Genomic DNA, 26,298 nt, shown 5'->3' on the forward strand with positions numbered 1-26,298 from the left:
TCGGTAAAGCAGCCGGATTGGCGAGTTCAGGTCCGTTGGAGAGATGAAATGACATCATTAAGTAAAGAAGCTGTTCTGGTTCATGCGGCGCTCGAAGAGCGTGGCCTGGAAACCCCGTTGCGTGGTGAAGTGCTGGATCGTGAGACGCGCAAGCGCCGTATTAAAGAGCATATGACGGAAATCATGCAGCTGCTTAATCTCGATCTGTCCGACGACAGCTTGGCGGAAACCCCTCATCGCATTGCCAAGATGTATGTAGATGAAATTTTCTCCGGCCTGGACTACGCGAATTTCCCAAAAATTACGGTCATCGAAAACAAGATGAAGGTCGATGAAATGGTGACGGTGCGCGACATTACCCTGACCAGCACCTGTGAACACCATTTCGTGACTATCGACGGTAAAGCGACCGTGGCCTATATTCCGAAAGATGCGGTGATCGGCCTGTCGAAAATCAACCGTATCGTGCAATTCTTCTCCCAGCGCCCACAGGTGCAGGAGCGTCTGACACAGCAGATCCTGGTGGCATTGCAAACCCTGCTGGGTACCAATAACGTGGCAGTATCGATTGATGCGGTCCATTATTGTGTTAAGGCGCGCGGTATCCGCGATGCGACCAGCGCCACCACCACCACCTCGCTGGGTGGGCTGTTCAAGTCCAGCCAAAACACCCGTCAGGAATTCCTGCGTGCGGTGCGACATCAGGGGTGATGTGGGTTTAAAGCACAAGAACAGGCGCCTGCGGGCGCCTTTTTAATGGCCGGAATACAGCGATAAAATAATGAGCAACCCTTCGACCATACCGCTGCCGCGCATCGCCACTCTGGACTGTGTGCGCGGTATCGCCATCCTTGGCATTCTGCTGCTGAATATCAGCGCCTTTGGCCTGCCGAAGGCGGCCTACCTGAATCCTGCCTATCTGGGGCTGCCGTCATCGCGTGACGCCTGGACCTGGGCGCTGTTGGATATTTTCGCACAGGCCAAGTTCCTGGCGATGTTTGCCTTGTTGTTTGGTGCCGGACTGCAGATGCTGCTGCGGCGCGGCAAGGGCTGGATACGTGCTCGGCTGTCCTGGCTGGTGCTGTTTGGCTTGGCGCATGCCATTTTTCTTTGGGACGGCGATATCCTGTTGGCCTATGGCCTTATCGGGCTGGTGTGCTGGCGGATGATCCGCGATGCCAAAGAAACCTATCAGCTATTGAAAACCGGCGTGGTGCTATACCTGGTCGGCGTCGGGGTACTGCTGTTGCTGGGCTTTATCTCGCCCGGAGAGCCGGGCGGTTTCTGGCAGCCCGGCGTAGCGGAACTGCAGTATGAAAAATTCTGGAAGATGCAGGGCGGCATGGAGGCCTTGCGCAGCCGTACCGATCTGCTTTCATCCAGCCTGTTGGCGATTGGCGCGCAATACGGTTGGGAGTTGGCGGGGCTGATGCTGTTTGGTGCCGGACTGATGCGCAGCGGTTGGCTGCGCGGTACCTATTCGTCGGGGTACTATCGCCGTCAGGCCGCCTGGTTGATACCGCTTTCATTACTGATCCAACTGCCGGCGGTGGCGTTGCAGTGGCATCTTCACTGGGACTACCGCTGGAGCGGCTTTTTATTGCAGGTGCCGCGCGAACTGGGTGCTTCGCTGCAGGCCATGGGCTATCTGGCACTGTGCTACGGGTTCTGGCCGACGCTGTCGCGGCTGCGCATTGGGCATTGGTTGACGCAGGTCGGGCGCATGGCGCTGAGCAATTACCTGCTGCAAACGCTGATCTGTACCACGCTGTTCTATCGTTTTGGCCTGTATCAACAGTTCGATCGCCTGCAACTGCTGGCGTTTGTGCCGCTGGTCTGGTTGGCTAACCTGTTGTTTTCTAATCTGTGGTTGCGTTACTTCTCCCAGGGACCGGTGGAATGGCTATGGCGCAAACTGACCACTCTGGCCGCCGGTAACACGGAGCCCAAGGGAGTGAATTGAGATCTGGCGCAGGTAGGTTAAAAAAATGTATGTAAACGTTTTCTTTCCTGTGACGGAATTCACGCAGAGGAGGATGACAAACGGGGTAGGATAGCGCCACTGTCAACTACCCCGACCTCAGGATTTTTCATGACCTCTGTTCACCCAACCACCATTCGTGACGTGGCGAAGCGTGCGGGCGTGTCCGTGGCGACCGTCTCTCGCGTGCTGAACCACAGCGCCCTGACCAGTAAAGAGACGCGTGAACAGGTGCTTAAGGCGGTGGCTGAACTCGGTTATCGGCCCAACGCCAATGCACAGGCACTGGCCACCCAGAGCAGCGATACCCTCGGGGTGGTGGTGATGGACGTCTCCGATCCCTTCTTTGGCGCGCTGGTGAAAGCGGTAGACACCGTAGCGCAGCAACACCACAAATATTTGTTGATCGGCAACAGTTATCACCAGGCGGATAAAGAGCGTCACGCCATTGAAGTGCTGATCCGTCAGCGCTGTAATGCCTTGATTGTGCATGCTAAAGCGCTGTGTGATGCCGAATTGATGACTTTCCTCGATCAGGTGCCGGGCATGGTGTTGATCAACCGCATCATTGCCGGCTATGAGCATCGCTGCGTCGGGTTGGACAACGTTAGTGGCGCGGAGATGGCAATGCGTTTGCTGTTGTCGCAGGGACATCAGCGCATTGGTTATCTGGGCTCCAACCACCCGATCGAAGACGGGCCGCTGCGCCAGCAGGGCTATACGCAGGCGATGGCGGCGGCCGGGCTGGCAACGCCCGACAGCTGGCGCGCCTATGGTGCGCCAGATTTGCAGGGCGGGGAAGCGGCAATGGTCGAGCTACTCGGGCGTAACCTGCATTTGAGCGCGGTGTTTGCCTACAACGACGCCATGGCCGCCGGTGCCATGGCGGTGCTGAAAGAAAACGCTATCACAGTACCGCAAAATTTCTCGCTGGTGGGGTTCGATGATATCCCCATTGCACGCTATACCAGCCCCAAACTCACCACGGTGCGCTATCCCATTGTGACCATGGCGACGCTGGCTACCGAGTTGGCCCTGCTGGGGGCGGCAGGCCAGCTGGAGCCACAGGACCGCCATTTGTTCATGCCGACCCTGGTACGCCGCCATTCCGTGGCTCCGTGGCAAATTGAGGCAGCGGTCACTCTCTGAACATTTAATCTTGTGTAACCGTTTTCAATCTGTGAGAAAATTCACAGATTATTAACATCACGCCGTCTATGCTCTAGTCGTTTTCCAGCGCAAAGGCACTTGCCGCTGCTGTTCTTTATCTCGCGCTGGCACCACACTTTTCAGGAATAACATGATTCACGGATGACAGGGAAACTGCCAGGCCCGGTTGTGCATTCGCCACCGGTTACCTTTGGCCTAATACCGAGCAAGACCCTACATAAACCGGAGACACACAATGAATAAGCAGGTTTTCACCCTGGCCGCGACGGCCGCAGCCATGATGTTTGGCGCCGCAGCACATGCAGATACCCGTATTGGCGTCACAATTTATAAATATGACGACAACTTTATGTCGGTGGTACGCAAGGCTATCGAGAAAGACGCCAAGGCCTCTCCGGATGTTACCCTGCTGATGAATGACTCGCAGAACGACCAATCCAAACAAAACGACCAGATTGACGTGCTGATCGCCAAGGGCGTTAAAGCACTGGCTATCAACCTGGTTGACCCTGCGGCGGCTCCGGTAGTGATTGATAAGGCGCGCGCAAACGATATTCCGATTGTGTTTTACAACAAAGAGCCTTCCCGTAAAGCGCTGGATAGCTATGACAAAGCCTATTACGTGGGGACCGACTCTAAAGAGTCCGGTGTGATCCAGGGGAAACTGATCGAGAAGCACTGGAAGGCTAACCCGAACTGGGATCTGAACAAGGACGGCCAAATCCAGTATGTATTGCTCAAAGGCGAACCGGGCCACCCGGATGCTGAAGCACGTACCACTTACGTGACTAAAACGCTGAACGACGATGGTATCAAGACGCAGGCATTGCAGATGGATACCGCGATGTGGGACACCGCCCAGGCTAAAGACAAAATGGATGCCTGGCTGTCCGGCCCGAATGCCAACAAAATCGAAGTGGTGATTGCCAACAACGATGCGATGGCAATGGGTGCAGTAGAAGCGCTGAAAGCGCACAACAAATCCAGTATTCCGGTATTCGGTGTGGATGCGTTGCCAGAAGCGTTGGCGATGGTGAAATCCGGCGCTATGGCAGGGACAGTTCTGAACGATGCCGACAATCAGGCCAAAGCCACTTTCGAAATGGCGAAAAACCTGGCAGCGGGCAAACCGGCCGCCGATGGCACCCAATATAAGATTGAAAATAAAGTGGTGCGCATTGCTTACGTTGGCGTAGATAAAGACAACCTGTCACAGTTTATTAAGTAAGTTTTGAGATAACACACAATGACCCCGCTTGCGGTGCGCTGAACAGCGTCAACACCAGGAACGCCGCAGGCGGGGCATTTATATCAAGTCCATACCCTATGAATTTCAAGTTACAGCTAGGTGGCCAGCTCGCTCGGCCCAGGCGCTTACTCAGGTAAGTAACTGGGGTGAGCGACAAATCTGTCGGGAACAGATTTGAACGCGCGAGCAGCGGCCCCGAAGGGGCAAGACTCACGGATGGGTCTTGTAAAGCAGGTAACAACGCTGTGACTTGAAAGGTGACGGGTATACTAGCCAGGTGTACTTATGGCCGACAGCCCACGTGAATTTTTGCTGGAAATGACCGATATCAGCAAGTCATTTCCCGGCGTCAAGGCATTGGATAATGTGAATCTGCGCGTTCGTCCGCACTCCATTCATGCATTAATGGGGGAGAACGGCGCGGGGAAATCGACATTATTAAAATGTCTGTTCGGCATTTATAAAAAAGATGCCGGCAGTATTATTTTTCAGGGCCAGGAAATTGATTTCAAAAGCTCCAAAGAGGCGCTGGAACACGGCGTTTCAATGGTGCATCAGGAATTGAACCTGGTGTTGCAGCGTACCGTGATGGATAACATGTGGCTCGGGCGTTACCCGACCAAAGGCATGTTTGTCGATCAGGACAAAATGTTGAAGGACACCCAGGCGATATTCGACGAGCTGGATATTGATATCAACCCGCGGGATAAAGTGGGCACGTTATCGGTATCGCAGATGCAGATGATCGAAATTGCCAAGGCTTTCTCCTACGACGCCAAGATTGTGATTATGGATGAGCCAACCTCCTCGCTGACGGAAAAAGAGGTGAATCATCTGTTCACCATTATCCGTAAGCTGAAAGAGCGCGGCTGCGGCATCGTCTATATCTCGCACAAAATGGAAGAAATTTTCCAGCTGTGCGATGAAATAACCATCTTGCGCGACGGCCAGTGGATCGCTACCCAGCCGCTGGAAGGGCTGGATATGGACAAGATTATTTCGATGATGGTGGGGCGTTCGCTCAGCCAGCGTTTCCCTGATCGGCAAAATACGCCGGGTGAGGTGATCCTGGAAGTGAAGGGCCTGACCTCAATGCGTCAGCCTTCTATTCGCGATATCTCCTTCGATCTGCATCAGGGGGAGATCCTTGGCATTGCCGGATTGGTGGGGGCCAAGCGTACCGACATTCTGGAGACGCTGTTCGGCATCCGCGAAAAAATTGCGGGCACCATCAAGCTGCATGGCAAGGCCATCAACAACCACAGCGCCAATGAAGCGATTAACCACGGTTTTGCCCTGGTGACGGAAGAGCGCCGTTCCACCGGGATTTACGCCTATCTGGATGTCGGTTTTAACTCGCTGATTTCCAATATCCGTAACTATAAAAACAAAATCGGCCTGCTGGATAATGCCCGAATGAAAAGCGACACCCAATGGGTGATCGATGCCATGCGGGTCAAGACTCCGGGTCATCATACCAACATCGGCTCGCTGTCCGGCGGTAACCAGCAGAAGGTGATTATCGGCCGTTGGCTGCTGACCCAGCCGGAGATATTGATGCTGGATGAACCGACGCGCGGTATTGACGTTGGCGCCAAATTCGAAATTTATCAGTTGATGACCGAGCTGGCGAAGAAGGGCAAGGGGATCATTATTGTCTCGTCTGAAATGCCGGAGCTTTTGGGAATTACCGACAGAATATTGGTGATGAGTAATGGTCAGGTTGCGGGCATCGTTAACACCAAACAGACCTCGCAAAATGAAATTTTACGTCTCGCATCCCTGCACCTTTAAGGATCAGAATTATGAACGCGCTGAATAAGAAAACTTTGTTCACCTATTTCAAGGAAGGTGGTATTTACGTGGTGTTGCTGGTGCTGCTGGCAATTATTATTATCCAGGATCCGACTTTCCTCAGCTTAATGAACCTGAGCAACATTCTGACGCAGTCTTCGGTGCGCATTATTATTGCACTGGGTGTGGCCGGGCTGATTGTTACCCAGGGGACGGACCTGTCCGCAGGGCGTCAGGTGGGGTTGGCGGCAGTGATCGCTGCGACGTTGTTGCAGTCTATGGATAACGTCAACAAGGTGTTTCCGCATATGGAAACCTGGTCGATCCCACTGGTGATCCTGCTGGTGTGTGCCGTGGGCGCGGTGATTGGTCTGGTGAACGGTTTGATCATTGCCTATCTCAATGTGACGCCGTTTATTACCACGTTGGGTACCATGATCATCGTGTACGGCATTAACTCGCTGTATTACGATTCCGTCGGCGCATCGCCAGTGGCGGGGTTTGATCCCAAGTTTTCCTCCTTTGCTCAGGGGTTCCTGCGCTTTGGCGACTTTAAACTGTCGTACATTACCTTCTACGCCATCATTGCGATTATTTTTGTCTGGATCCTGTGGAATAAAACCCGCTTCGGCAAAAACATCTTCGCTATCGGTGGCAACCCTGAGGCCGCAAAGGTGTCCGGCGTGAACGTGCCGTTGAACCTGATCATGATTTATGCGCTGTCTGGTGTGTTCTATGCGTTTGGCGGTTTGCTGGAAGCGGGCCGTATCGGTAGTGCCACCAACAACCTCGGTTTTATGTATGAGTTAGATGCGATTGCTGCCTGCGTGGTCGGTGGGGTGTCCTTTGCCGGCGGGGTCGGTACGGTATTGGGCGTGGTGACCGGGGTGATCATCTTTACCGTCATCAACTACGGCCTGACTTACATCGGCGTTAACCCTTACTGGCAGTACATCATCAAGGGCGGCATTATTATCTTCGCCGTGGCGTTGGACTCCTTAAAATACGCCAAGAAAAAATAGGAATGTTTCAGACTGATGACAAACCTCATTCCTGCCCAGAGCGAGTAGAGGCCGATAAACAAAAATCCGGAAAATCAATTTATTGATTTTCGGCTGCTCACCACAAAGCAGGAAAAACCACGCTTTTTCCTGCTTTGTCAGCAACCTAAAACGGCCAGCAAATGCTGGCCGTTTTTGTTTCTATGGCGGGGCAGTTAAGGCTGTTTGGCCTTCTGTTTTTCTGCTTCCAGCTTGTGTTCCAGCTCGACCAATTGTTCCGGTGAGACCGCCGGATAGCCCTGGGCGTCCTCCGGTATGGTGTGCATGGCGGAGATCGGGATCATCGGGCCGAGGAAGCGCGGTTCACGTTTGAGGATGTACAAATCGGTCAGCGCGCCAAGGCGGGCGAAGATCTCGCGTACACGCACCGTCATCATATCTTTGGGTGAGGGTACCGCGTAGCACTGCGCCTGGATCCCCATATGCAGCGCGATAAACAGCGCGCGTTCACAGTGGAATCTTTGGGTGATAATAATAAAGTCATTGGTGTCGAACACCTTGCGGGTACGTACGATCGAATCCAGAGTGCGGAATCCGGCGTAATCCAGCACGATATCACTGGGCGCCACGCCGGCGGCAATTAAATCGCGGCGCATGGTCATGGGTTCGTTGTAGCTTTGCTGGGCATTATCACCGCTCAGCAGCAGGTATTTTACTTTGCCGCTATTGTAGGCGTTGATCGCCCCCTGAATGCGGTAGCGGTAATATTGGTTGATCACGCCGGTACGGTAATATTTGGCAGTACCCAGTACTACGCCGACCTGGCGATGGGGCAGCCCTTGCAGTTCATCATAGACGAAAGGTGCAGTTTTCCAGCTGATCCAACGATCGAGCGTGATAGCCGAGAGCATCAGCAATGCAGCGATGACAAACAAGCCGATTATCAGGCGTTTCCACATGTTATTGCCTTACGCGCACCGTGGCCAAAAAAGATGGCTCAAGGCTACTTTACCTGACTACTTGAAGCAAGCTTGTCCCCCTTCTGGCACGCATTGCGCCGCATTTTTAGGCGTTTTCGGCCATAAAAAAAGTCCGGCGAGCCGGACTTTTTTATCTTGCTTGAGCGAATCAGAACGAGGTGCGCTTGTAGCTACGGTATTGCGGTCGCCAGAAGTTGTGTTCGATGGCTTTCGACAGCGCTTCTTCAGAAGTGACTACCGCCATTCCCTGCAGTTGAGCCGCTTTACCCACTTCCATCGCGATGCACTTTGACACACCCTGAATATCGTCAATATCCGGTAACAGTGCGCCATACCCATCGGTGGCCAGCGGCGAACACTCGGCCAGTGCCCGGCTGGCGGCCATCAGCATCGCGTCCGTTACTCGGGTCGCGCCAGAGGCCAGCACACCCAGACCAATCCCCGGGAAGATATAGGAGTTGTTGCATTGGGCAATCGGGATCTGCTGTTCTTTATAATGTACCGGTGCAAACGGACTGCCAGTGGCGACCAGCGCAGCGCCTTCGGTCCAGTTGATGATGTCTTCCGGACGGGCTTCCACGCGTGAGGTTGGGTTGGACAGCGGCATCACGATCGGCCGTGAACAATGCTTGTGCATTTCGCGGATCAGTTCTTCGGTGAACAGACCAGGCTGGCCGGAAACGCCGATCAAAATGGTGGGTTTGGCATTACGCACTACGTCCAACAGCGAGATGGCATCGCTTTGGGTTTGCCATGCGGCCAGGCTTTCGCTTTTTTGCACCAGCTTGCTTTGGAAATCGAGCAGGTTAGGCAGTTTGTCAGTCAGCAGACCAAAACGGTCAACCATGAACACGCGGGCGCGCGCTTCGTCTTCGCTCAGACCTTCGGATTTCATCTGGGCAATAATTTGCTCGGCAATGCCGCAGCCGGCGGAACCGGCACCCAGGAAGGTCACGGTTTGGTCACGCAATTGGCTGCCCGCAGCGCGGCTGGCGGCAATCAGGCTACCCAGCGTGACCGCGGCAGTACCCTGAATATCGTCGTTAAAGCAGCAGATTTCGTCACGATAGCGGTTCAGCAACGGAGTCGCGTTGTTCTGAGCGAAATCCTCGAACTGCAACAGTACGTTCGGCCAGCGGCGTTTCACTGCCTGGATAAACTCTTCAACGAAAGCGTGGTATTCATCACCGGAAATGCGCGGATGACGCCAGCCCATATACAGCGGATCGTTCAGGCGCTGCGGGTTATTGGTACCCACATCCAGCACTACCGGCAGGGTATAGGCCGGGCTGATGCCACCGCAGGCGGTATACAGCGAAAGTTTACCGATAGGAATGCCCATGCCGCCGATACCCTGGTCGCCCAGGCCGAGAATACGTTCGCCGTCGGTGACAACGATCACTTTGACGTTTTGTTTGGTGGCGTTTTGCAGCATGTCGTCAATGCGATCGCGGTTCGGGTAGGAGATAAACAACCCGCGCGCCCGGCGGTAAATATCGGAGAAGTGCTCGCAGGCTTCACCCACCGTCGGCGTGTAGATGATCGGCATCATCTCACTCAGATGGGAGTCCAGCAGGCGGTAGAACAGGGTTTCGTTGGTGTCCTGAATGTTGCGCAGGTAAATGTGCTTATCGCTGTCGTTTTTGAAATCCTGATATTGGCGATAGGCGCGCTCAGCCTGTTCTTCAATGGTTTCCACCGCGTCGGGCAACAAGCCTTGCAGGTTGAAATGGTTGCGCTCTTCTTCGGTGAAGGCACTGCCTTTATTCAGCAGTGGGAATTCCAACAGGATCGGGCCGGCATAAGGGATGTAGAGAGGGCGTTTGCTTTCGTATTCAAGTTCCATGACTTTTGCTCTTCAACGTATCGGATAACTTTATAAGGGTGATCCTAAAAGATCGGCGAAATATGTACAGCAATTGTTATCGGATCATGAGGTAAATTGGCGTAATTATCGACGATCAAATCCTAATTTAACTAAAGAAAGTGTTTTAAGACGTGAATGCCATTGTAATCAGCTGGCGGGGCTGTTAACAGCGGTGCCGGGCGGCACCGCCAGAGTCAGGATCAGAAAGTAATGCGGCTGACATTTTGGCAGCCCAGGGCAGCCAATGTGGCACGGGTAGCATCCCATTGGGTGAGGATGGCAGTTTCTGGCTCAGCTAGCACCGCACGTTTCACTTTTTGGCAGTCGCTGCCGGAAACATTCAGCAGAACCAGCGCGGCCTGCAAGGGTGGCAGGCTTGGGTTGAAGGCGGCGTTTTCCGCATACCGGCCAGTGTAAATCGTGCCGTCTTCAGCCTCCAGTGCGACGCCGCTGTGGGCGTTACTGTAGGGCGCGTGGCTCTGATTGGCGGCGGCCAGCGCTGCTTTTTCCAGTTCGTCCGTCAGCGCCAGTTGGAAACCATGGTCGACCCGATCCATCAACAGCGTGGTGATATCCAGATCCTTCGGGCCGAAGGCGTCCGGCAGATAATCGCCAAGCGTTGCCGGTTCACGGCCGGGCAGACGAATTTTCAGACTGACGCCGCTGTTCAGTTCGTTCATAAACTGACGGCAGTGGCCGCAAGGCGTGTAGTTAACGGTGATGGAGGCCAGGGCGGCTTCACCGCGCAGCCAGGCGTGGGTCACCGCACACTGTTCCGCATGAATGGTTTGTTGCATCGGGGCGCCGCTGAACTCCATATTGGCGCCAAAATACAAATTACCGCTCTGCCCACGGGCAATGGCACCGACATAAAATTGTGAGATTGGGGCTAACGAGCAGGCCGCCGCCAGTGGCAGCAGAGCGAATGCCAGAGCATCATCATCCAGCCCACAGCGCTGCTTGATCGCGCCCACTTGTTCCGCCTTGAGCATGGCCGGGAAATCAGGCACATCAATATAAGACTGCAAGGCGGTTTGCAAGGTGGCGGGCAGTTCGCCAAAAGCGGTTTGAAAACGCGGGTGCATAGAAACTCTCTCTACAGGTTAACGGGATAACATTCTAGGCAGCCTTTCGTGAATAAAGTGTGATTCAAGTCTCTTTATTGATGAAATCAATGCAATGAAAAGCATAATTGCGAGATGTATCGCAAGTTTTAACCGCTCTAACTGAACATATGCAGGAGTACCGGGAACAGGAAGGGGGCCAGCAGCGAGGTAATGATCCCGCAGATCACCAACGCCAAAGAACCGAATGCCCCTTCCTGATAGTCCATTTCCGCGCAACGAGCGGTGCCCAGTGCATGAGATGCGGTGCCCATGGCCAACCCCCGCGCTGAGCGAGTGGTGACTTTCAATAGTTTAAATAATGTATGCCCGAATACTGCGCCGAGAATACCGACGAAGATTACGCAGACGGCGCTGATTGCCGGAATGCCGCCGAGCGATTCCGCCACGGCCATGGCGATAGGGGTCGTAACCGATTTGGGCATAATGGAAGCGGCAATTTCCGGAGTTGCCCCCATCCATAAAGCGATGGCACCGCCGCTGATCATGGCCGTCATACTGCCGATAAAGCAGACGGCGATAATGGATTTCCAACGGGCGCGGATCTGGTGCAGTTGTTCATACAGCGGGTAGGCCAGCGCGACGACGGCGGGCTGTAATAAGTCATTGAGGATTTTGCTGCCCTGAAAATAGCGTTCATAGGGGATACCGGTCAGTAGCAGCAAGGGAATGATCACCGCCATCGAGACCAGCAGCGGGTTCAGGAGCGGCATGTTCAGCCACTGCGCCAGCTTGCGTGCGGCAAAGTAGACTGCCAGCGTTAACGGCAATGACCACCAGATTTCATGGATCATTTTTCACCCTCTGCGGTATCCGGTTTGCCGGCTATGCGACGTTCCCGGTGGAAATAATGCGAGGTATAACCCACCACCACCAGCACCATCAGGGTGCTGATAATACAGGAAACCACCAGCGGGCTGAGGTGATCGAGGATCTGGTCATAGTATTTCATTACGCCAACGCCGATGGGCACAAACAACAGCACCATATAGCGGATCAGCAGATGACAGCCGGGTTTGACCCACCTGGCCGGCATAATTTGCGTGGAGAGCAGGGCGAACAGCAGCAGCATGCCGATAATGCTGCCGGGAATGGCGATCGGCAGCAGCGCCGCGATGGCATTGCCGACGAATAAGCAAAGGTAGATAAGGACGACTGCCCTCAGATATTTCCAGCACAGAGTGAATAGCTTGGCCATAACTTAATCCCGTTTAACCGATGCATTCATCATACAATTAAGCTGTGACATCCGCCACAAATCACACCATGAATTCTCTCTATGGCTGTCATGCCTGTCAGGCAGGTTGACAGCCGTTAATTAAGCCCGGTGCGCCCTCATTTTGTACTGATGATGCCTGCACGGTATTGCTGCTTTTGTGCCAGGCGATGGCCGAGGAAAAAGAATAGCAGGCTGAACAATGCGGCAGCAATCAACATCACGAACATCATTTGCGGCGCGGCATAGCTGAGTATAAAACCACACAGCACAGGGTTGATGGCACCGCCCAGAGCACTGAGGTTTTGCACGCCGTAGTAACTGCCTTTCAGATGCTGTGGGGCGATAAAGTCGATAAACATGTACTCCACCGGGATCACGATAATCTCCCCAAGGGTAAATATCGCCATAGCTATGGCCCACAACCAGAGTGATTGCCCGGCCAGGCTAAAACCGATCAGCCCCAGAATGAAAAACACGGTGCCCAGCGTCAGCCAGCGCAGCATGTTTTCCTGCCGCATACCTCGGCTCAGTAAATACTGCAGCGCGATGACGATGCAGGCATTAACAATCATCACCGCCCCAATGACCTGATAGGCAAACTCGGCGTTGGAAACCAGAATCAGGTATTGCGACAAATAACCGGTGAACTGGCCGAATACCACCGCGCCAAGCGTGCTACCGAGAGTAAAATAAATCAGCCGCTGGTCGTTGCGCAGAATGGTCAGCGTTTGGCGGAAATTGGGGGGGGCAGAGGGCACGGCCTCAGTCGCTGTTGGCGGCGTAGTGCGTTGTCGGTGCAGGCTAAAACTCAACGCTGTCACTGTGAATAAAGCCAATCCGCCTGAAAGGTAAAAGGGTAACAATGGGTTTAGCCCTGCCACCATCACCCCCAGTGATGAGCCGACCGCCCAGCCAACGTTCACCAGCGTGTAGTTGATTGAAAAGGCTTTGATACGTTGCGCAACCGGTAGCCAGTCGGCAAAACAGGCCTTGATGGTGATGCCCAGTACCGAATAGGCGGTATGCAGGATAGCCAATACCACGATGATCCCACCCGGACGCGGGATCCACGGAATAGCGAAAAAACTTAGGGCGAACAGCAAAATGGCCGTCAGAATCAAGGTGTTTTTGTTGAACTTGTCGACCAGGTAACCGCCATACAGACTGGCGAAAATACCGATCATCAGGCTGATGCCCAAAATGATACCGACGCTCTTCGGCAGCAGGTGGAAATGTCCGGTGAGATAGATGGTAATGAACGGTAGCGTGACGCCACGCCCAATGGTCAATACCAGCGAGCTGGCTAGCAAGGTGTTGATCAGCGGTGGGAATCCCTTCATGTCAGACCTGTTTATACGTACGGTGATTAATTTGGTGTGGGTAACCGTAGGGGGCGAAGATATTTGGCCCGATTAACAGGGGCGCAGCTGTGGCGCCCCTATAATCTGCCTGAGTATATGCAGGATTTAAATTATTTTCCCGTTTTAGCCTGCAGCGTGGCGAACCAGGGCTGGATGAATGCGTCGCTGCTGCCCCAGCCCGGGATAATTTTGGCCAGGCCGGCGACATTGACCGGCCCCGGCTGGCTGACCAGCAGTGCCTGTGGAATAGCGGCGGCTTTAAATTCGTAGGTTGCCGGCGTCGGTTCCCCGGCAATTTTGTTCACCACCAGACGCAGGTTGATTGCACCGATCAGTTTCGTGTCCACCGCCACGCTGACTTTCCACGGGCTGTTGGCTTCGCGCATTAGCTGCAAATCCTGATTAGAGATGTCGATGCTGTACAGTTTGATCTCGGTACGGCCATTCTCTTTCAACGCCTTGTAGGCACCCTGACTAAAGGCATCCCAGGTGCCCCAAATCGCGTCGATCTTGCCTTTCGGATATTTGGCCAGTACGGCGCCAACCTTGTTGGCGGTATCACCCTGTACGTCGGATGACACTGCGCCGATCGACTCCAGCTCGTGAATGCCAGGGTTCTGTTTCAGCAACTGTTGATAAGCGGCCTGGCGGCGTTCCATCGGCGGGAAACCGGCCACCCAGAGTTTGATGATATTGGCTTTGCCGTTGAAATCCTTGATCAACTGACCGAAAGACTCATTGGTCAGCGAAGTGTCATCCTGTTGTGAAACGGTGACGCCGGGGATAGTGCCGCTGATGTCGGTATCAAAGGCGGATACGGCAATGCCCGCCGCCGTAATGCGTTTGACCAGATCGGTGGAATAGGGCGCGCGGCCCTGCGAGAGAATAATGCCGTCATATTTCTGGCTGATGGCCTGATTCACGAAATCCTGAAAGCGTGCGTCGTCACCGTTGCTGAGGAAGGTATCCACCTTAAACCCCAGTTTGCGGCCTTCCTGGAGGGCGCCGGCCAGAAACTGAGTGGTGTTGTCATCGGAGCCCAGATTGCGGATCACCGCAATGCGAATGGGGCCCTGATGTTGAGCGATGGCGGTGGGTACCGGCGCAGGAGTTTCTGCGGCAAACAACGGCAGTGCGGTCAGCATGCCAATGGCCAGCAGCGGGGTCTTTAGGGTTTTCATTATTATTGGCTCCGAAAGCAGGTGAGAACTATCCCGGTAAGTGACTATTTATAGCAGTCTTTCCTTCTGGACGTCTACTTTAATGTCGGAGCATCGGAACCGAAATGATTCTCTTGGGAAGGGGCTGGAAGAGGTACTCAGGGAAATCAAATAAAAAGGGCCGAGCAAGCTCGACCCTTACGATCACGTGAGTGGATGTTATTTCACCTGCATCCCTGGCTGTGCGCCGCTGTCCGGGCTAAGCAGGAAGATTTCTTTTCCGCCCGGACCGGCAGCCATCACCATGCCTTCGGAGATACCGAAGCGCATTTTGCGCGGCGCAAGGTTGGCAACCATGATGGTCAGACGGCCTTCCAGCGCTTTTGGATCCGGGTAAGCGGAACGAATACCGGAGAAGATCTGGCGCATTTCGCCACCCAGATCCAACTGCAGCTTCAACAGTTTGTCCGAACCTTCGACAAAGTCGGCGCTCTTGATTAGGGCAATACGCATATCAACCTTGGCGAAATCGTCAAAGGTGATGGTGTCCTGAATAGGATCGTCCGCCAGCGGCCCGCTGACCACTTTCGTTGCCGCCATGTCTTCTTTCGAGGCGCTAACCATTTCATTGACCTTATCCAGATCGATACGGTTGAACAGGGCTTTGAATGTATTAACCTGATGGCCCAGCAACGGCTGCAGGATACTGTCCCAGCTCAGCTCACAATTAAGGAAGGCTTCGGTACGTTCGGTCAGTGACGGCAGCACCGGCTTCAGGTAGGTCATCAGGACACGGAACAGGTTGATGCCCATTGAGCAAATGGCTTGTAAATCTACATCGCGGCCTTCCTGTTTAGCCACTACCCATGGCGCCTGCTCATCCACATAGCGGTTTGCCAGATCGGCCAGCGCCATGATTTCGCGGATTGCACGGCCCGACTCACGGCTGGCATAAGCTTCGGCGATACTTTGTGCCGCATCAACGAAGGTTTGGTACAGCGCCGGATCGGCCAGCTTGTCGGCCAGTTGCCCACCAAAACGCTTGCTGATAAAGCCGGCGTTGCGCGAAGCCAGGTTAACCACCTTGTTCACGATGTCGGCGTTTACCCGCTGCACAAAATCTTCCAGATTCAGGTCGATATCGTCAATGCGTGAAGACAGCTTGGCGGCGTAGTAGTAACGCAGGCAATCGGCATCCAGGTGTTGCAGATAGGTACCGGCCTTGATAAAGGTACCGCGAGACTTGGACATCTTGGCGCCGTTTACCGTTACGTAGCCATGCACGAACAGGTTGGTCGGCTTGCGGAAGTTACTGCCTTCCAGCATTGCCGGCCAGAACAGGCTGTGGAAATAAACGATGTCCTTGCCGATAAAGTGATACAGCTCGGTAGCGGAGTCCTTGCGCCAGAACTCGTCAAAGTCCAGATCGCCGCGCTTGTCGCACAGGTTTTTGAATGAACCCATGTAGCCGATTGGCGCATCCAGCCAGACGTAGAAGTATTTGCCTGGGGCATCCGGGATTTCAAAGCCGAAATACGGCGCATCGCGGGAGATATCCCACTGTTGCAGACCGGACTCAAACCACTCCTGCATCTTGTTAGCCACCTGCTCTTGCAGCGCGCCGGAACGGGTCCAGGCCTGCAGCATTTCGCTGAACGACGGCAGATCAAAGAAGAAGTGCTCGGAATCACGCAGTACCGGCGTCGCACCGGAAACCACGGATTTCGGATCGATCAGCTCGGTCGGGCTGTAGGTTTCGCCACAAACTTCGCAGTTATCGCCGTATTGATCCGGCGATTTGCATTTCGGGCAGGTGCCTTTGACGAAGCGGTCAGGCAGGAACATGCCTTTTTCCGGGTCGTACAGCTGAGAAATGGTGCGGTTCTTGATGAAACCGTTTTCTTTCAGGCGGCCGTAAATTAGGTTCGACAGCTCACGGTTCTCATCGCTATGGGTGGAATGATAGTTATCATAGCTGATGCCAAAACCGGCGAAATCCTGTTGGTGCTCTTGGCTCATTTCCGCAATCATTTCTTCCGGCTTGATGCCCAATTGCTGAGCTTTCAGCATGATCGGCGTGCCGTGCGCGTCGTCCGCGCAGATGAAATGAACCTCGTTGCCGCGCATTCGTTGGTAACGAACCCAGATGTCTGCCTGGATGTGTTCGAGCATGTGGCCGAGATGGATGGAACCATTTGCGTACGGCAGCGCGCACGTCACCAATAATTTTTTCGCGACTTGAGGCATAGTGAGAACTTGGTTTCTGTAATGAATAAAAAGGGTCTTTGATGTTACCCGATCGCGTCCGCCACGGCTAGGGCGGTTTCTTTATACAGACATGCGCCGACCGGCCTGCAGTTCTGATATGCTTAGCGGGAAGCTATCCATTCAAAATCAAGGAGCCGGGATGAGCACAAAATCCCCCGAGCAGACTAACCCCGAAATTCTGCGTGCCCTGGTGACCGGTGTACTGGCCGCCTTTGAACACCCGACGTTAAAGAATAATCTGACCGCGCTGAAGGCAATTCACCACTGCGCGTTGTTGGATCATGTGTTGCACATTGAACTGATTATGCCATTCGCCTGGCAGAGCGGTTTTGAGGTGCTGAAAGACAGCGTCAGTACAGAATTACTGCGCGTGACCGGTGCTGAGGCAATCGACTGGAAACTGAAGCACGATATTACCACTCTGAAACGCGCCAACAATCAGGCCGGTATCAAGGGGGTGCGTAATATCATCGCCATCAGTTCCGGCAAGGGCGGGGTGGGTAAATCCACCACGGCGGTTAACCTGGCGTTGGCGCTGGCTGCGGAAGGGGCCAAGGTCGGTATTCTGGATGCTGACATTTATGGCCCGTCGATCCCGAATATGCTGGGCACCGAGAACGAGCGTCCAACTTCGCCTGACGGGCAACACATGGCACCGATCCTGGCGCACGGTCTGGCAACCAACTCTATTGGTTATCTGGTGACCGACGATAATGCCATGGTGTGGCGCGGCCCGATGGCCAGCAAGGCGTTAATGCAATTGTTGCAGGATACCTTGTGGCCGGATTTGGACTATCTGGTGCTGGATATGCCACCGGGTACCGGTGATATTCAGTTGACGCTGTCGCAAAACATTCCGGTTACCGGAGCATTGGTGGTCACCACGCCGCAGGATATCGCGCTGCTTGATGCCGCCAAGGGCATTGTGATGTTTGAGAAGGTTCATGTGCCGGTTCTGGGCATAGTGGAAAATATGAGTGTGCATATTTGCAGCAACTGCGGACACCACGAACCCATTTTCGGTACCGGTGGGGCGGAAAAACTGGTGAAGAAATACCATAGCCGCCTGCTGGGGCAGTTGCCGCTGCATATTTCACTGCGCGAAGATTTGGATCGTGGCGAGCCGACGGTGATAAGCCGCCCGGACAGTGAATTTGCCGAGCTGTATCGCCAGTTGGCCGGTCGCGTTGCCGCGCAGATGTATTGGCAAGGTGAAGCTATTCCGACGGAAATCTCTTTCCGAGCCTTGTAACAGCGCCTTATTTAGAGCAAAACCCCAGACTGGCTCCGGGGTTTTGTTTATGGGAGCGTCAGATGTTTGTGCAGGTCCGCACGGGTATAAGGGCGTTCGATATGTGCCAGAGCGGTGGCAATATGTTCCAACAGGCCCTGCGTCGGTGCCGGTTGCCGGTTGCCCATCAGGGCGAGCGGTAAAGCCAATGCGCAGATGATCCGTAACCAGGAAAGCTGCGGACGTGGCTTGCCACGTTGTAACCACAGGAACAGCGAGCTGGCCAGATAACCCAACACTAATCCACTTGCCACTTCCGAAGGCGAATGCACCTGAATGGCCAGCCGCGATAGCCCGATAGTGAGGGGCAACACCAAACCTGCCACCAGCGCCATACTGCGCACCGCATGTGAAAAACGCCCGGTCAGCGTCCAGAGGAACACCGGCCAGATACTGGCTGCCAGCGCAGAGTGGCCACTAAAGCCGGTAAAGTCATAGCTTTCAATGCCAATGCCCCAGCCCATAAAGGCCAGTTTGGAGGCACATACCACGCCGCCGGCACCACCGAAAATCAGCGCCCATTGCCAACCTGCGGTTCGGGTGGCTGGTGGCACGACTAATACGATAAAGAGAATCAATGAGCACGGCAGCAGCAACATACTGTCGCCAAAAAATGTCAGAAAATACCAGTCCAGCACGTCGGTCTCCGGTGAAATAAGGCATCCCAATTGTCAGGATTATCATTAAGTCACCGAGTTTACCCCGGCATGCCCGATAGCCCTAGAAGCAATCATCTGAAAATCGTGGCAGACCAATCCGACGAAATAACCCGAGATAGCGGTCTGGCTGCGGCAATATAGGCTGGCGCTATGGCCGCTAACTCCCTATAATTGACGCGTTTTAGTTCCCCCCCTTCACACTACGAAATCAGGTCTTCAATTTTATGACTGACAAGCCGCATCAGTGCGTCATTATTGGTATAGCTGGCGCATCTGCCTCCGGAAAAAGCCTTATCGCCAGTACGTTGTATCGTGAACTTCGCGATCAGGTTGGCGATGAACATATCGGCGTTATTCCTGAAGACAGTTACTACAAAGACCAGACTCACTTGACCATGGAAGAAAGGGTCAAGACAAACTATGACCACCCAAGCGCCATGGACCACAACCTGCTGTTTCAGCATCTGCAAATGCTGAAATCAGGCAAGGCGATAGAGTTACCCTTGTACAGTTACACCGAGCACACGCGTAAGAAAGAGACCATTCATCTGGAACCGAAAAAGGTGATTATTCTTGAAGGGATCCTGCTGTTGACGGATATCCGTCTGCGTCAGGAAATGAATTTCTCGATCTTTGTTGATACGCCGCTGGATATTTGCCTGATGCGCCGTATGAAGCGAGATGTGAACGAGCGTGGCCGTTCGATGGATTCGGTAATGGCGCAATACCAGAAAACCGTCCGTCCGATGTTCCTGCAGTTTATCGATCCTTCCAAGCAATACGCCGACATTATCGTCCCACGCGGGGGGAAAAACCGCATTGCGATCGATATTCTGAAAGCCAAAATCAGCCAGTTCTTTGAATAATGCCGTTCAATGGCCGGAAAACCCGTGTTTCCGGCCGGCGGGCAACTATTTACACCGCGGCGTAGACCTTTCGCCCGTTGTGTGGCAATTTTTGTTTTAGTGACACGCCTTGATGGAGATGAATAAATGAGACTGTGCGACCGTGATATAGAAGCCTGGCTGGATTGTGAAAAGCTGGTGATTTCACCGCGTCCGCCGATTGAGCGTATTAACGGGGCCACAGTGGATGTCCGTTTAGGCAATCAGTTCCGCGTTTTTCGTGGCCATACCGCTGCCTTTATCGACCTTAGCGGGCCGAAAGATGAAGTCAGTGCCGCGTTGGATCGCGTGATGAGTGATGAAATTGTTCTGCCGGAAGGAGAGGCTTTCTTCCTGCATCCGGGGGAATTGGCGCTGGCGGTCACGCTGGAGTCGGTCACGCTGCCAAACGATTTGGTGGGTTGGCTGGACGGGCGTTCTTCCCTGGCGCGTCTGGGCCTGATGGTCCATGTTACCGCGCACCGTATCGATCCAGGTTGGCAGGGCCGAATTGTCCTGGAGTTCTATAATTCAGGTAAGCTGCCGCTGGCATTGCGTCCGGGCATGCTGATTGGCGCACTGAGTTTTGAACCGCTGTCCGGGCCGGCGGCACGTCCTTATAATAGCCGCCAGGATGCAAAATATCGCGATCAGCAGGGCGCAGTAGCCAGTCGAATCGACAAGGATTAACAGCGCTGGAAGCACGGTCGGTGTGGCGCTGACAAGAGGATGGCATGAGAAGATTACTGACGGCTTTGGTGATTTTACTGGTGGTGTTGCTGGCGGGGATGTCCGCGCTGGTACTGCTGGTAAATCCGAATGATTTTCGTGCCTACATGGTCACGAAAGTCGAGAAAAAGAGTGGTTATCATCTGACGCTGGATGGCGATTTGCGCTGGCATATCTGGCCGCAGCTCAGCATTCTGGCCGGCCGTATGACGCTGACTGCGCCCGGAGCCAAAGCGCCGGTGGTTAGTGCAGATAATATGCGCCTTGATGTCAAACTGCTGCCGTTGTTGTCGCATCAACTGTTTGTGAAACAGGTGATGCTGAAGAACGCCGTGATCCGCCTGACCCCTGAAAGTGAAGAACAAAATCAACCCGACGCACCTATCGCGCCTGCTAGCCACTCCGAAGAGGCGGTGGATACGCCGTGGAAATTTGATATCGATAATCTGCGGGTGGTGGACAGCCTGTTGATTTGGCAGCGCGCCAATAACGAACAGATCAACGTTCGCGATATTAATCTCACCCTGCAACAAAATGCCAAACGCCAGGCGCAAATGGAACTTTCCAGCCGGGTAAACCGCAATCAGCGCGATTTGTCCTTCAGCCTGGCCGCAGATATCGATCTGCAGCAGTATCCACGGCAAATTGCAGCCAATGTCACCCAATTCAGTTACCAACTGGAAGGTGCTGACATCCTGGCCGGCGGTATTAAAGGCGATGGCAGGACTCAAGTGGTCTATCAACAGACGCCGCAGCAAGTGACACTTAGCCAGCTGAGCCTGGATGCCAATGACAGCACCTTTAGCGGTGGTGCCAGTATCGAGTTTGGTGAGATACCTGCCTATACGCTTAACCTGACCTCTGCGGCAGTGAATTTTGACGCCTTTACCGGATGGCAGTCCAGTAGTTCGTCAGTGCAGCAAGAGCAGAATGTCACCTCCTCGCCGGTCATTGCTAGCCAGATGGACGATCCTCAGCAAAATTTAGAGGTGCTGCGAGATTTTAACGCGCAGCTCAATTTGAGTGTGGATCAACTCACCTACCGCGGTATGAATATTACCCATCTTTCGACCCAGGCAGAAAACCGGCAGGGTCTGTTAACGTTGCATTCTTTCTCCGGGCAGGTAGCCGATGGTGATTTTGCTTTACCAGGCACCCTGGACGCGCGTGGCCGCAGACCGGTGATTACCGTGCAGCCGATGGTGAAGCAGGTTGAACTTGGCAGCATTCTGAAGGCGTTTGAGATGCCGCAAATCATGACCGGGAAATTCAGCATGCAAGGGGATTTAACCGGCGATCGTCTGACGTCACAGTCGTTTGAACGGCGCTGGCAGGGCACTGCACAGTTGGCGATGCAGGACGCGCAGTTGCACGGTCTGAACATTCAGCAACTGATTCAGCAAGCCGTGGCGCGCAATGATAACAGCGTGAGTGGACAAAAAGATTATCAGCGTTATACCGAAGTGAAACAGTTGTCGGCTAATGCCAGCCTGGATCGCGGAACGGTAAAAATTACCGAGTTGAGTGCAGATTCTCCGTTGTTAAACCTGAGCGGCAATGGGACGGTGGACATGCCGGGTAAACAGTGTGATATGGCGCTTAACGTTCGCGTAACTGGCGGCTGGCAAGGGCGTAGCGATCTGATCGAGCAGTTGCAGAAAACGCCGATCCCACTGCGGGTTTACGGCCCGTGGAACCAACTTAACTATCAATTGCAGGTCGACCAGGTCTTGCGGAAAACGCTGCAGAACAGGGCGAAGGACGCGTTGAACAAGTGGGCCGATAAAAACAAGGATTCGCGCGAGGGCCAGGATCTTAAAAAACTGCTCGATAAGCTTTAATCTTTGAGAGAGTGCAGGCCGGGCGGTGGCCTGCACTCTCAGTAAACCTCGCCAGAGTATTTCCCTTTCCCAATCATTTCCTCCCGTAACTTTGACGGATATCATGACGTCTGTGTCTGAGTTTGTGCAGAGTGTGCGCAGTTAAGCGATTTATACGCTTTGGTACGGTAAAAAACGAAAATGATAAGTTGAGGGAATATGATAGAGCTTCTGATCGGGGCTGTTGTCGCGGCAGGCGTTGGCCGTTACATCATCAAAGGTTACTCTGCCACCGGCGTATTGATGGTGGGTGGCCTGTTGCTATTGGCCATCAGCGCCCTGATGGGCAAAAGTCTGTTGCCTGCCAGCGCCACATCTACCGGATGGCGCGCGACCGACATTATTGAATACGTCAAAATTCTGCTGATGAGCCGTGGTGGCGATCTCGGCATGATGATTATGATGCTGTGCGGATTTGCGGCCTATATGACTCACATTGGTGCCAATGATGTGGTGGTCAAGCTGGCATCCCGTCCGCTGCAAATGATCAACTCCCCCTACCTTTTGATGGTGGCGGCCTATTTTGTTGCCTGTCTGATGTCACTGGCGGTCTCCTCTGCCACTGGTCTGGGCGTATTGCTGATGGCTACGCTGTTCCCATTGATGGTCAACGTGGGTATCAGCCGTGGTGCGGCTGCGGCGATTTGTGCTTCACCCGCGGCGATTATTCTGGCACCGACCTCGGGTGACGTGGTCCTGGCCGCTAAAGCGGCGGAAATGCCATTGGTTGATTTCGCCTTTAAAACTACTTTACCGATCTCGATAGCGGCGATTGTCTGCATGGCGGTTGCGCATTTCTTTTGGCAGCGTTACCTCGACAAAAAGGCCAATGAACAGCATCACATTATGGATGTGAGTGAAATCACCACTCATGCGCCGGGCTTCTACGCGGTGCTGCCGTTTACACCTATCCTGGGCGTGCTGGTGTTTGATGGTAAATGGGGGCCGGAACTGCATATCATCACCGTGTTGGTTGGCTGCATGCTGTTGGCGGCGGTGATTGAGTTCCTGCGCAGTTTCAGTGCCAAACAGGTATTTAGCGGTCTGGAAGTCGCTTATCGCGGTATGGCGGACGCTTTTGCCAGTGTAGTTATGCTGCTGGTAGCCGCCGGCGTGTTCGCCCAGGGCTTGAGCACAGTCGGGTTTATCAGCGGGCTGATCAGCCTGGCGCAGTCGTTTGGTACCGGCGGCATCATCATGATGTTGGTGCTGGTGGTGATTACCATGCTGGCCGCGATGACCACCGGTTCAGGTAACGCCCCGTTTTATGCTTTCGTGGAACTTATTCCCAAACTGGCGGCTCAGATGGGGGTTAACCCAGCGTATTTGGTGATCCCGATGCTGCAGGCTTCGAACCTGGGACGTACTTTGTCGCCAGTTTCAGGGGTGGTGGTGGCTGTATCAGGCATGGCAAAAATCTCGCCGTTCGAAGTAGTGAAGCGCACTTCGGTACCAGTGATTGTCGGGGTGATAGTGGTGATTGTGGCGACGGAGTTACTGGTACCCCAGCATTTGTAATAGCGGCCGGGCGATGCCCGGCCCTGGTTTAAACCTCGTAGTCTGGTTCTGGTACCAACAACGGGGTGATTTTTACCTTCAAAATACGGTGGCTACTGACTTCCAGTGGTTCAAACAGGTAGTCACCGATCCGCAACTGCTCGCCTTCCTGGGGAATGCGCTGGCTGTGTTCCATCAGCAGTCCGGCCAACGTGTGGTACTCACGCTTGTCTTCCAGCGGTAATGGCAGATACAACACCAGATCCTCCAGCGGCATATAGCCGTTGGCAGTCCAGCTTCCGTCATCATTTAGCACAATGTCATGTCGGGCATCGACTTCCTCTCCGGCTTCCGGCAGGTTGCCTGCAATGGTTTCCATCACATCAGTCAGCGTGACTATCCCTTCAACTGAACCGAATTCGTCTACTACAAAGGCAAAATGGGTCTGTGCCTGGCGAAATTGTTCAAGGGCGCTCAGCAGGGTCAACTGCTCGGGAAAAATCAGTGGTTGTAGCACCAAGGCACGTAAATCGAGTGGCGCTTGGGTTAACTGTTGCTTCAGCACGTCGATGGTATGAATGACACCGAGGGGTTCATCGCTGGCGCTGTCTTCTACAACAACAATGCGCGTATGCTGATTTTTCTCCAGCAATTGGGTCAGCTTTTCCTGCGGATCATTTAGCTCGAGGTATTCCACATCATGGCGGGAGGTCATGATGCTGCTTACCGTACGCTGCGCCATACCCAGCACGCGCTCGATCATATGGCGTTCCTGCTGGTTGAAAATTTCACCGCTTTCATTGCCGCTATCGGCCAACAGGTTGGCGGATTGGTTGTCGATTTCCGCTTCTTCATGCTTGCCGCTCAACATGCGCAGCACGGCTTCTGCGGTTCGTTCGCGCAGGGGGCGTGCCGTCGAGAGGAAACGACGGCGGTTGAACTGCGATAGTTGGTTCAAGGCTTCAATCATCACTGAGAAACCAATGGCGGCGTACAGATAACCTTTCGGAATGTGGTAGCCAAAGCCTTCGGCAACCAGACTGAAACCGATCATCAGCAGGAAGCTCAGACACAGGATGACAATCGTCGGGTGGGCATTGACGAAGCGCGTTAGCGGTTTACTGGCCAACAACATCAATCCGATAGCGATACAAACCGCAAGCATCATGACTGCTAGGTGATCGACCATGCCGACGGCAGTGATCACCGAGTCGAGCGAGAAGACCGCATCCAGCACCACGATTTGTGCCACCACTGGCCAGAAGCGGGCGCCTTTGCGCTGGCTCTGTTGCTCTTCATCTTTACCCTCGAGTCTCTCGTTGAGCTCCATGGTGGCTTTGAACAGCAGGAAGATACCTCCAACCAGCATTATCAGATCGCGGCCGCTGAAGGGATGTCCGCCGGCAAAAAACAACGGTTGAGTCAGTGTCGCCAACCATGAGATCGAGGCCAATAACGCCAGACGCATCAGTAACGCCAGCAATAAACCCACAACACGGGCTTTATCTCTTTGATGCTTTGGTAATTTTTCCGCCAGGATGGCGATAAAGATAAGGTTGTCTATACCCAGCACGATTTCCAGCACGACCAGAGTGGCCAGGCCGGCCCAAATTGTTGGATCTGCGATCCATTCCATACGCCCAATTTCACCTGTAAGTTCGACGGCTTATGCCGCAAACGAATGATGGGTGTTGAGCCAGGAAAATTCAACATTAAAACTGGGGGACTTGCCTGCCAAATGAAAAGCCAAGCAAAAATAATGCATAAAAATTCATCCATGCAGGAAGGGATCAAAATGTGACACAAGGAGAAATGGGGAATTTTCTGAAAAGGAACTCAGTTTCTGGAATATGGGGGGAGACGTTTGTTGATAAATGCAGCGTAAATATAATTTTTAAAAATCAAACCATTATGGATTTCATTGACTGCTACACTTTGCTGAGTCTACCCCTGTGGGTAGTCTTATTCTGAAAAGGGTACCCAATGGGTATCTTAGGCTTGTATCGATAGGGCAATAGTATAAGAATCTTAGCCATATAAACATTTACAAGTATCATCGTTTGGTTATAAGGGCGTATTTATTTTGTTTCATTTGTGATCTAACTATCGCTTAACAAAAGAGTACATCCCTCGATTTACATTAAAACGTGACTGAACCTAGTCACCTGCAGAGAACGATGACAG

The 26,298-nt window shown here is 53.6% G+C and carries 21 protein-coding genes; 11 read left to right on the forward strand and 10 right to left on the reverse strand.

Annotated features, from left to right (window positions below; all coding sequences use genetic code 11):
- Nucleotides 1-48 precede the first annotated feature (48 nt).
- The 6 genes from folE (at nt 49) to mglC (ending at nt 7,216) form a co-directional block, all read left to right on the forward strand.
- Nucleotides 49-711, forward strand: a complete 663-nt coding sequence (folE, locus tag ACUTQ5_RS03230) for a GTP cyclohydrolase I FolE (RefSeq protein WP_445650055.1) — start codon at nt 49-51, stop codon at nt 709-711.
- Nucleotides 712-781: 70 nt separating this feature from the next.
- On the forward strand, nt 782-1,963 hold the full coding sequence (yeiB, locus tag ACUTQ5_RS03235) for a DUF418 domain-containing protein YeiB (RefSeq protein ID WP_445650056.1): 1,182 nt from the start codon (nt 782-784) through the stop codon (nt 1,961-1,963).
- Between the two features lie 129 nt (nt 1,964-2,092).
- Nucleotides 2,093-3,130 (forward strand): HTH-type transcriptional regulator GalS, encoded by a 1,038-nt coding sequence (gene galS / locus ACUTQ5_RS03240; protein ID WP_445650057.1) that lies wholly within the window; start codon nt 2,093-2,095, stop codon nt 3,128-3,130.
- A 256-nt stretch (nt 3,131-3,386) separates the two neighbouring features.
- Nucleotides 3,387-4,379 carry a galactose/glucose ABC transporter substrate-binding protein MglB gene (gene mglB / locus ACUTQ5_RS03245; protein ID WP_445650058.1) on the forward strand — a complete coding sequence of 331 codons (993 nt, stop codon included), beginning with the start codon at nt 3,387-3,389 and terminating at the stop codon, nt 4,377-4,379.
- 306 nt (nt 4,380-4,685) lie between these two features.
- Nucleotides 4,686-6,194, forward strand: a complete 1,509-nt coding sequence (gene mglA, locus ACUTQ5_RS03250; RefSeq protein ID WP_012005997.1) for a galactose/methyl galactoside ABC transporter ATP-binding protein MglA — start codon at nt 4,686-4,688, stop codon at nt 6,192-6,194.
- A gap of 11 nt (nt 6,195-6,205) precedes the next feature.
- Complete coding sequence (gene mglC / locus ACUTQ5_RS03255; protein ID WP_445650059.1) at nt 6,206-7,216, forward strand: galactose/methyl galactoside ABC transporter permease MglC; 1,011 nt, start codon at nt 6,206-6,208, stop codon at nt 7,214-7,216.
- 194 nt (nt 7,217-7,410) lie between these two features.
- Here the strand turns inward: mglC and sanA are convergent, their stop codons facing one another.
- The 8 genes from sanA to metG all read right to left on the reverse strand — a co-directional run bounded on the left by sanA (nt 7,411) and on the right by metG (nt 17,153).
- Nucleotides 7,411-8,154 (reverse strand): outer membrane permeability protein SanA, encoded by a 744-nt coding sequence (sanA, locus tag ACUTQ5_RS03260; RefSeq protein WP_445650060.1) that lies wholly within the window; start codon nt 8,152-8,154, stop codon nt 7,411-7,413.
- 169 nt (nt 8,155-8,323) lie between these two features.
- On the reverse strand, nt 8,324-10,021 hold the full coding sequence (locus tag ACUTQ5_RS03265) for an NAD-dependent malic enzyme (RefSeq protein ID WP_445650061.1): 1,698 nt from the start codon (nt 10,019-10,021) through the stop codon (nt 8,324-8,326).
- Nucleotides 10,022-10,242: 221 nt separating this feature from the next.
- A complete protein-coding gene (gene cdd, locus ACUTQ5_RS03270) occupies nt 10,243-11,127 on the reverse strand; it encodes a cytidine deaminase (protein WP_445650062.1) in 885 nt (294 codons plus the stop codon).
- Between the two features lie 137 nt (nt 11,128-11,264).
- A complete protein-coding gene (locus tag ACUTQ5_RS03275) occupies nt 11,265-11,960 on the reverse strand; it encodes a CidB/LrgB family autolysis modulator (RefSeq protein ID WP_445650063.1) in 696 nt (231 codons plus the stop codon).
- Complete coding sequence (locus tag ACUTQ5_RS03280; RefSeq protein WP_445650064.1) at nt 11,957-12,364, reverse strand: CidA/LrgA family protein; 408 nt, start codon at nt 12,362-12,364, stop codon at nt 11,957-11,959. The genes ACUTQ5_RS03275 and ACUTQ5_RS03280 overlap by 4 nt, the downstream gene beginning before the upstream one ends.
- A 137-nt stretch (nt 12,365-12,501) precedes the next feature.
- Nucleotides 12,502-13,725 (reverse strand): MFS transporter, encoded by a 1,224-nt coding sequence (locus ACUTQ5_RS03285; RefSeq protein WP_445650065.1) that lies wholly within the window; start codon nt 13,723-13,725, stop codon nt 12,502-12,504.
- A gap of 131 nt (nt 13,726-13,856) precedes the next feature.
- Entirely contained in the window at nt 13,857-14,927 is a 1,071-nt protein-coding gene (locus tag ACUTQ5_RS03290) for a sugar ABC transporter substrate-binding protein (RefSeq protein WP_445650066.1), read from the reverse strand.
- A gap of 198 nt (nt 14,928-15,125) precedes the next feature.
- Entirely contained in the window at nt 15,126-17,153 is a 2,028-nt protein-coding gene (gene metG, locus ACUTQ5_RS03295; RefSeq protein ID WP_445650067.1) for a methionine--tRNA ligase, read from the reverse strand.
- Between the two features lie 160 nt (nt 17,154-17,313).
- Here metG and apbC point away from each other — a divergent pair, with 160 nt between their 5' ends.
- Nucleotides 17,314-18,426, forward strand: a complete 1,113-nt coding sequence (apbC, locus tag ACUTQ5_RS03300; RefSeq protein WP_445650068.1) for an iron-sulfur cluster carrier protein ApbC — start codon at nt 17,314-17,316, stop codon at nt 18,424-18,426.
- A 47-nt stretch (nt 18,427-18,473) separates the two neighbouring features.
- Here the strand turns inward: apbC and ACUTQ5_RS03305 are convergent, their stop codons facing one another.
- On the reverse strand, nt 18,474-19,103 hold the full coding sequence (locus ACUTQ5_RS03305; protein WP_445650069.1) for a phosphatase PAP2 family protein: 630 nt from the start codon (nt 19,101-19,103) through the stop codon (nt 18,474-18,476).
- A 245-nt stretch (nt 19,104-19,348) separates the two neighbouring features.
- Between ACUTQ5_RS03305 and udk the strand changes: the two genes are divergently transcribed.
- The 4 genes from udk (at nt 19,349) to dcuC (ending at nt 24,135) form a co-directional block, all read left to right on the forward strand.
- The gene (gene udk / locus ACUTQ5_RS03310) at nt 19,349-19,990 is read left to right on the forward strand and encodes a uridine kinase (RefSeq protein ID WP_012006009.1); all 642 of its coding nucleotides are present in this window, start codon (nt 19,349-19,351) and stop codon (nt 19,988-19,990) included.
- Between the two features lie 126 nt (nt 19,991-20,116).
- Entirely contained in the window at nt 20,117-20,698 is a 582-nt protein-coding gene (gene dcd, locus ACUTQ5_RS03315) for a dCTP deaminase (RefSeq protein ID WP_012006010.1), read from the forward strand.
- Nucleotides 20,699-20,742: 44 nt separating this feature from the next.
- Nucleotides 20,743-22,578, forward strand: coding sequence for an outer membrane assembly protein AsmA (asmA, locus tag ACUTQ5_RS03320; RefSeq protein WP_445650070.1), 1,836 nt, complete (start codon nt 20,743-20,745; stop codon nt 22,576-22,578).
- A 198-nt stretch (nt 22,579-22,776) separates the two neighbouring features.
- A complete protein-coding gene (gene dcuC / locus ACUTQ5_RS03325; protein ID WP_445650071.1) occupies nt 22,777-24,135 on the forward strand; it encodes an anaerobic C4-dicarboxylate transporter DcuC in 1,359 nt (452 codons plus the stop codon).
- A 28-nt stretch (nt 24,136-24,163) separates the two neighbouring features.
- On the opposite strand, the gene ACUTQ5_RS03330 is transcribed toward dcuC, so the two are convergent.
- The gene (locus tag ACUTQ5_RS03330; protein WP_445650072.1) at nt 24,164-25,750 is read right to left on the reverse strand and encodes a TerC family protein; all 1,587 of its coding nucleotides are present in this window, start codon (nt 25,748-25,750) and stop codon (nt 24,164-24,166) included.
- Nucleotides 25,751-26,298: the final 548 nt, after the last annotated feature.

Source organism: Serratia sp. NA_112.1 (assembly GCF_052691715.1).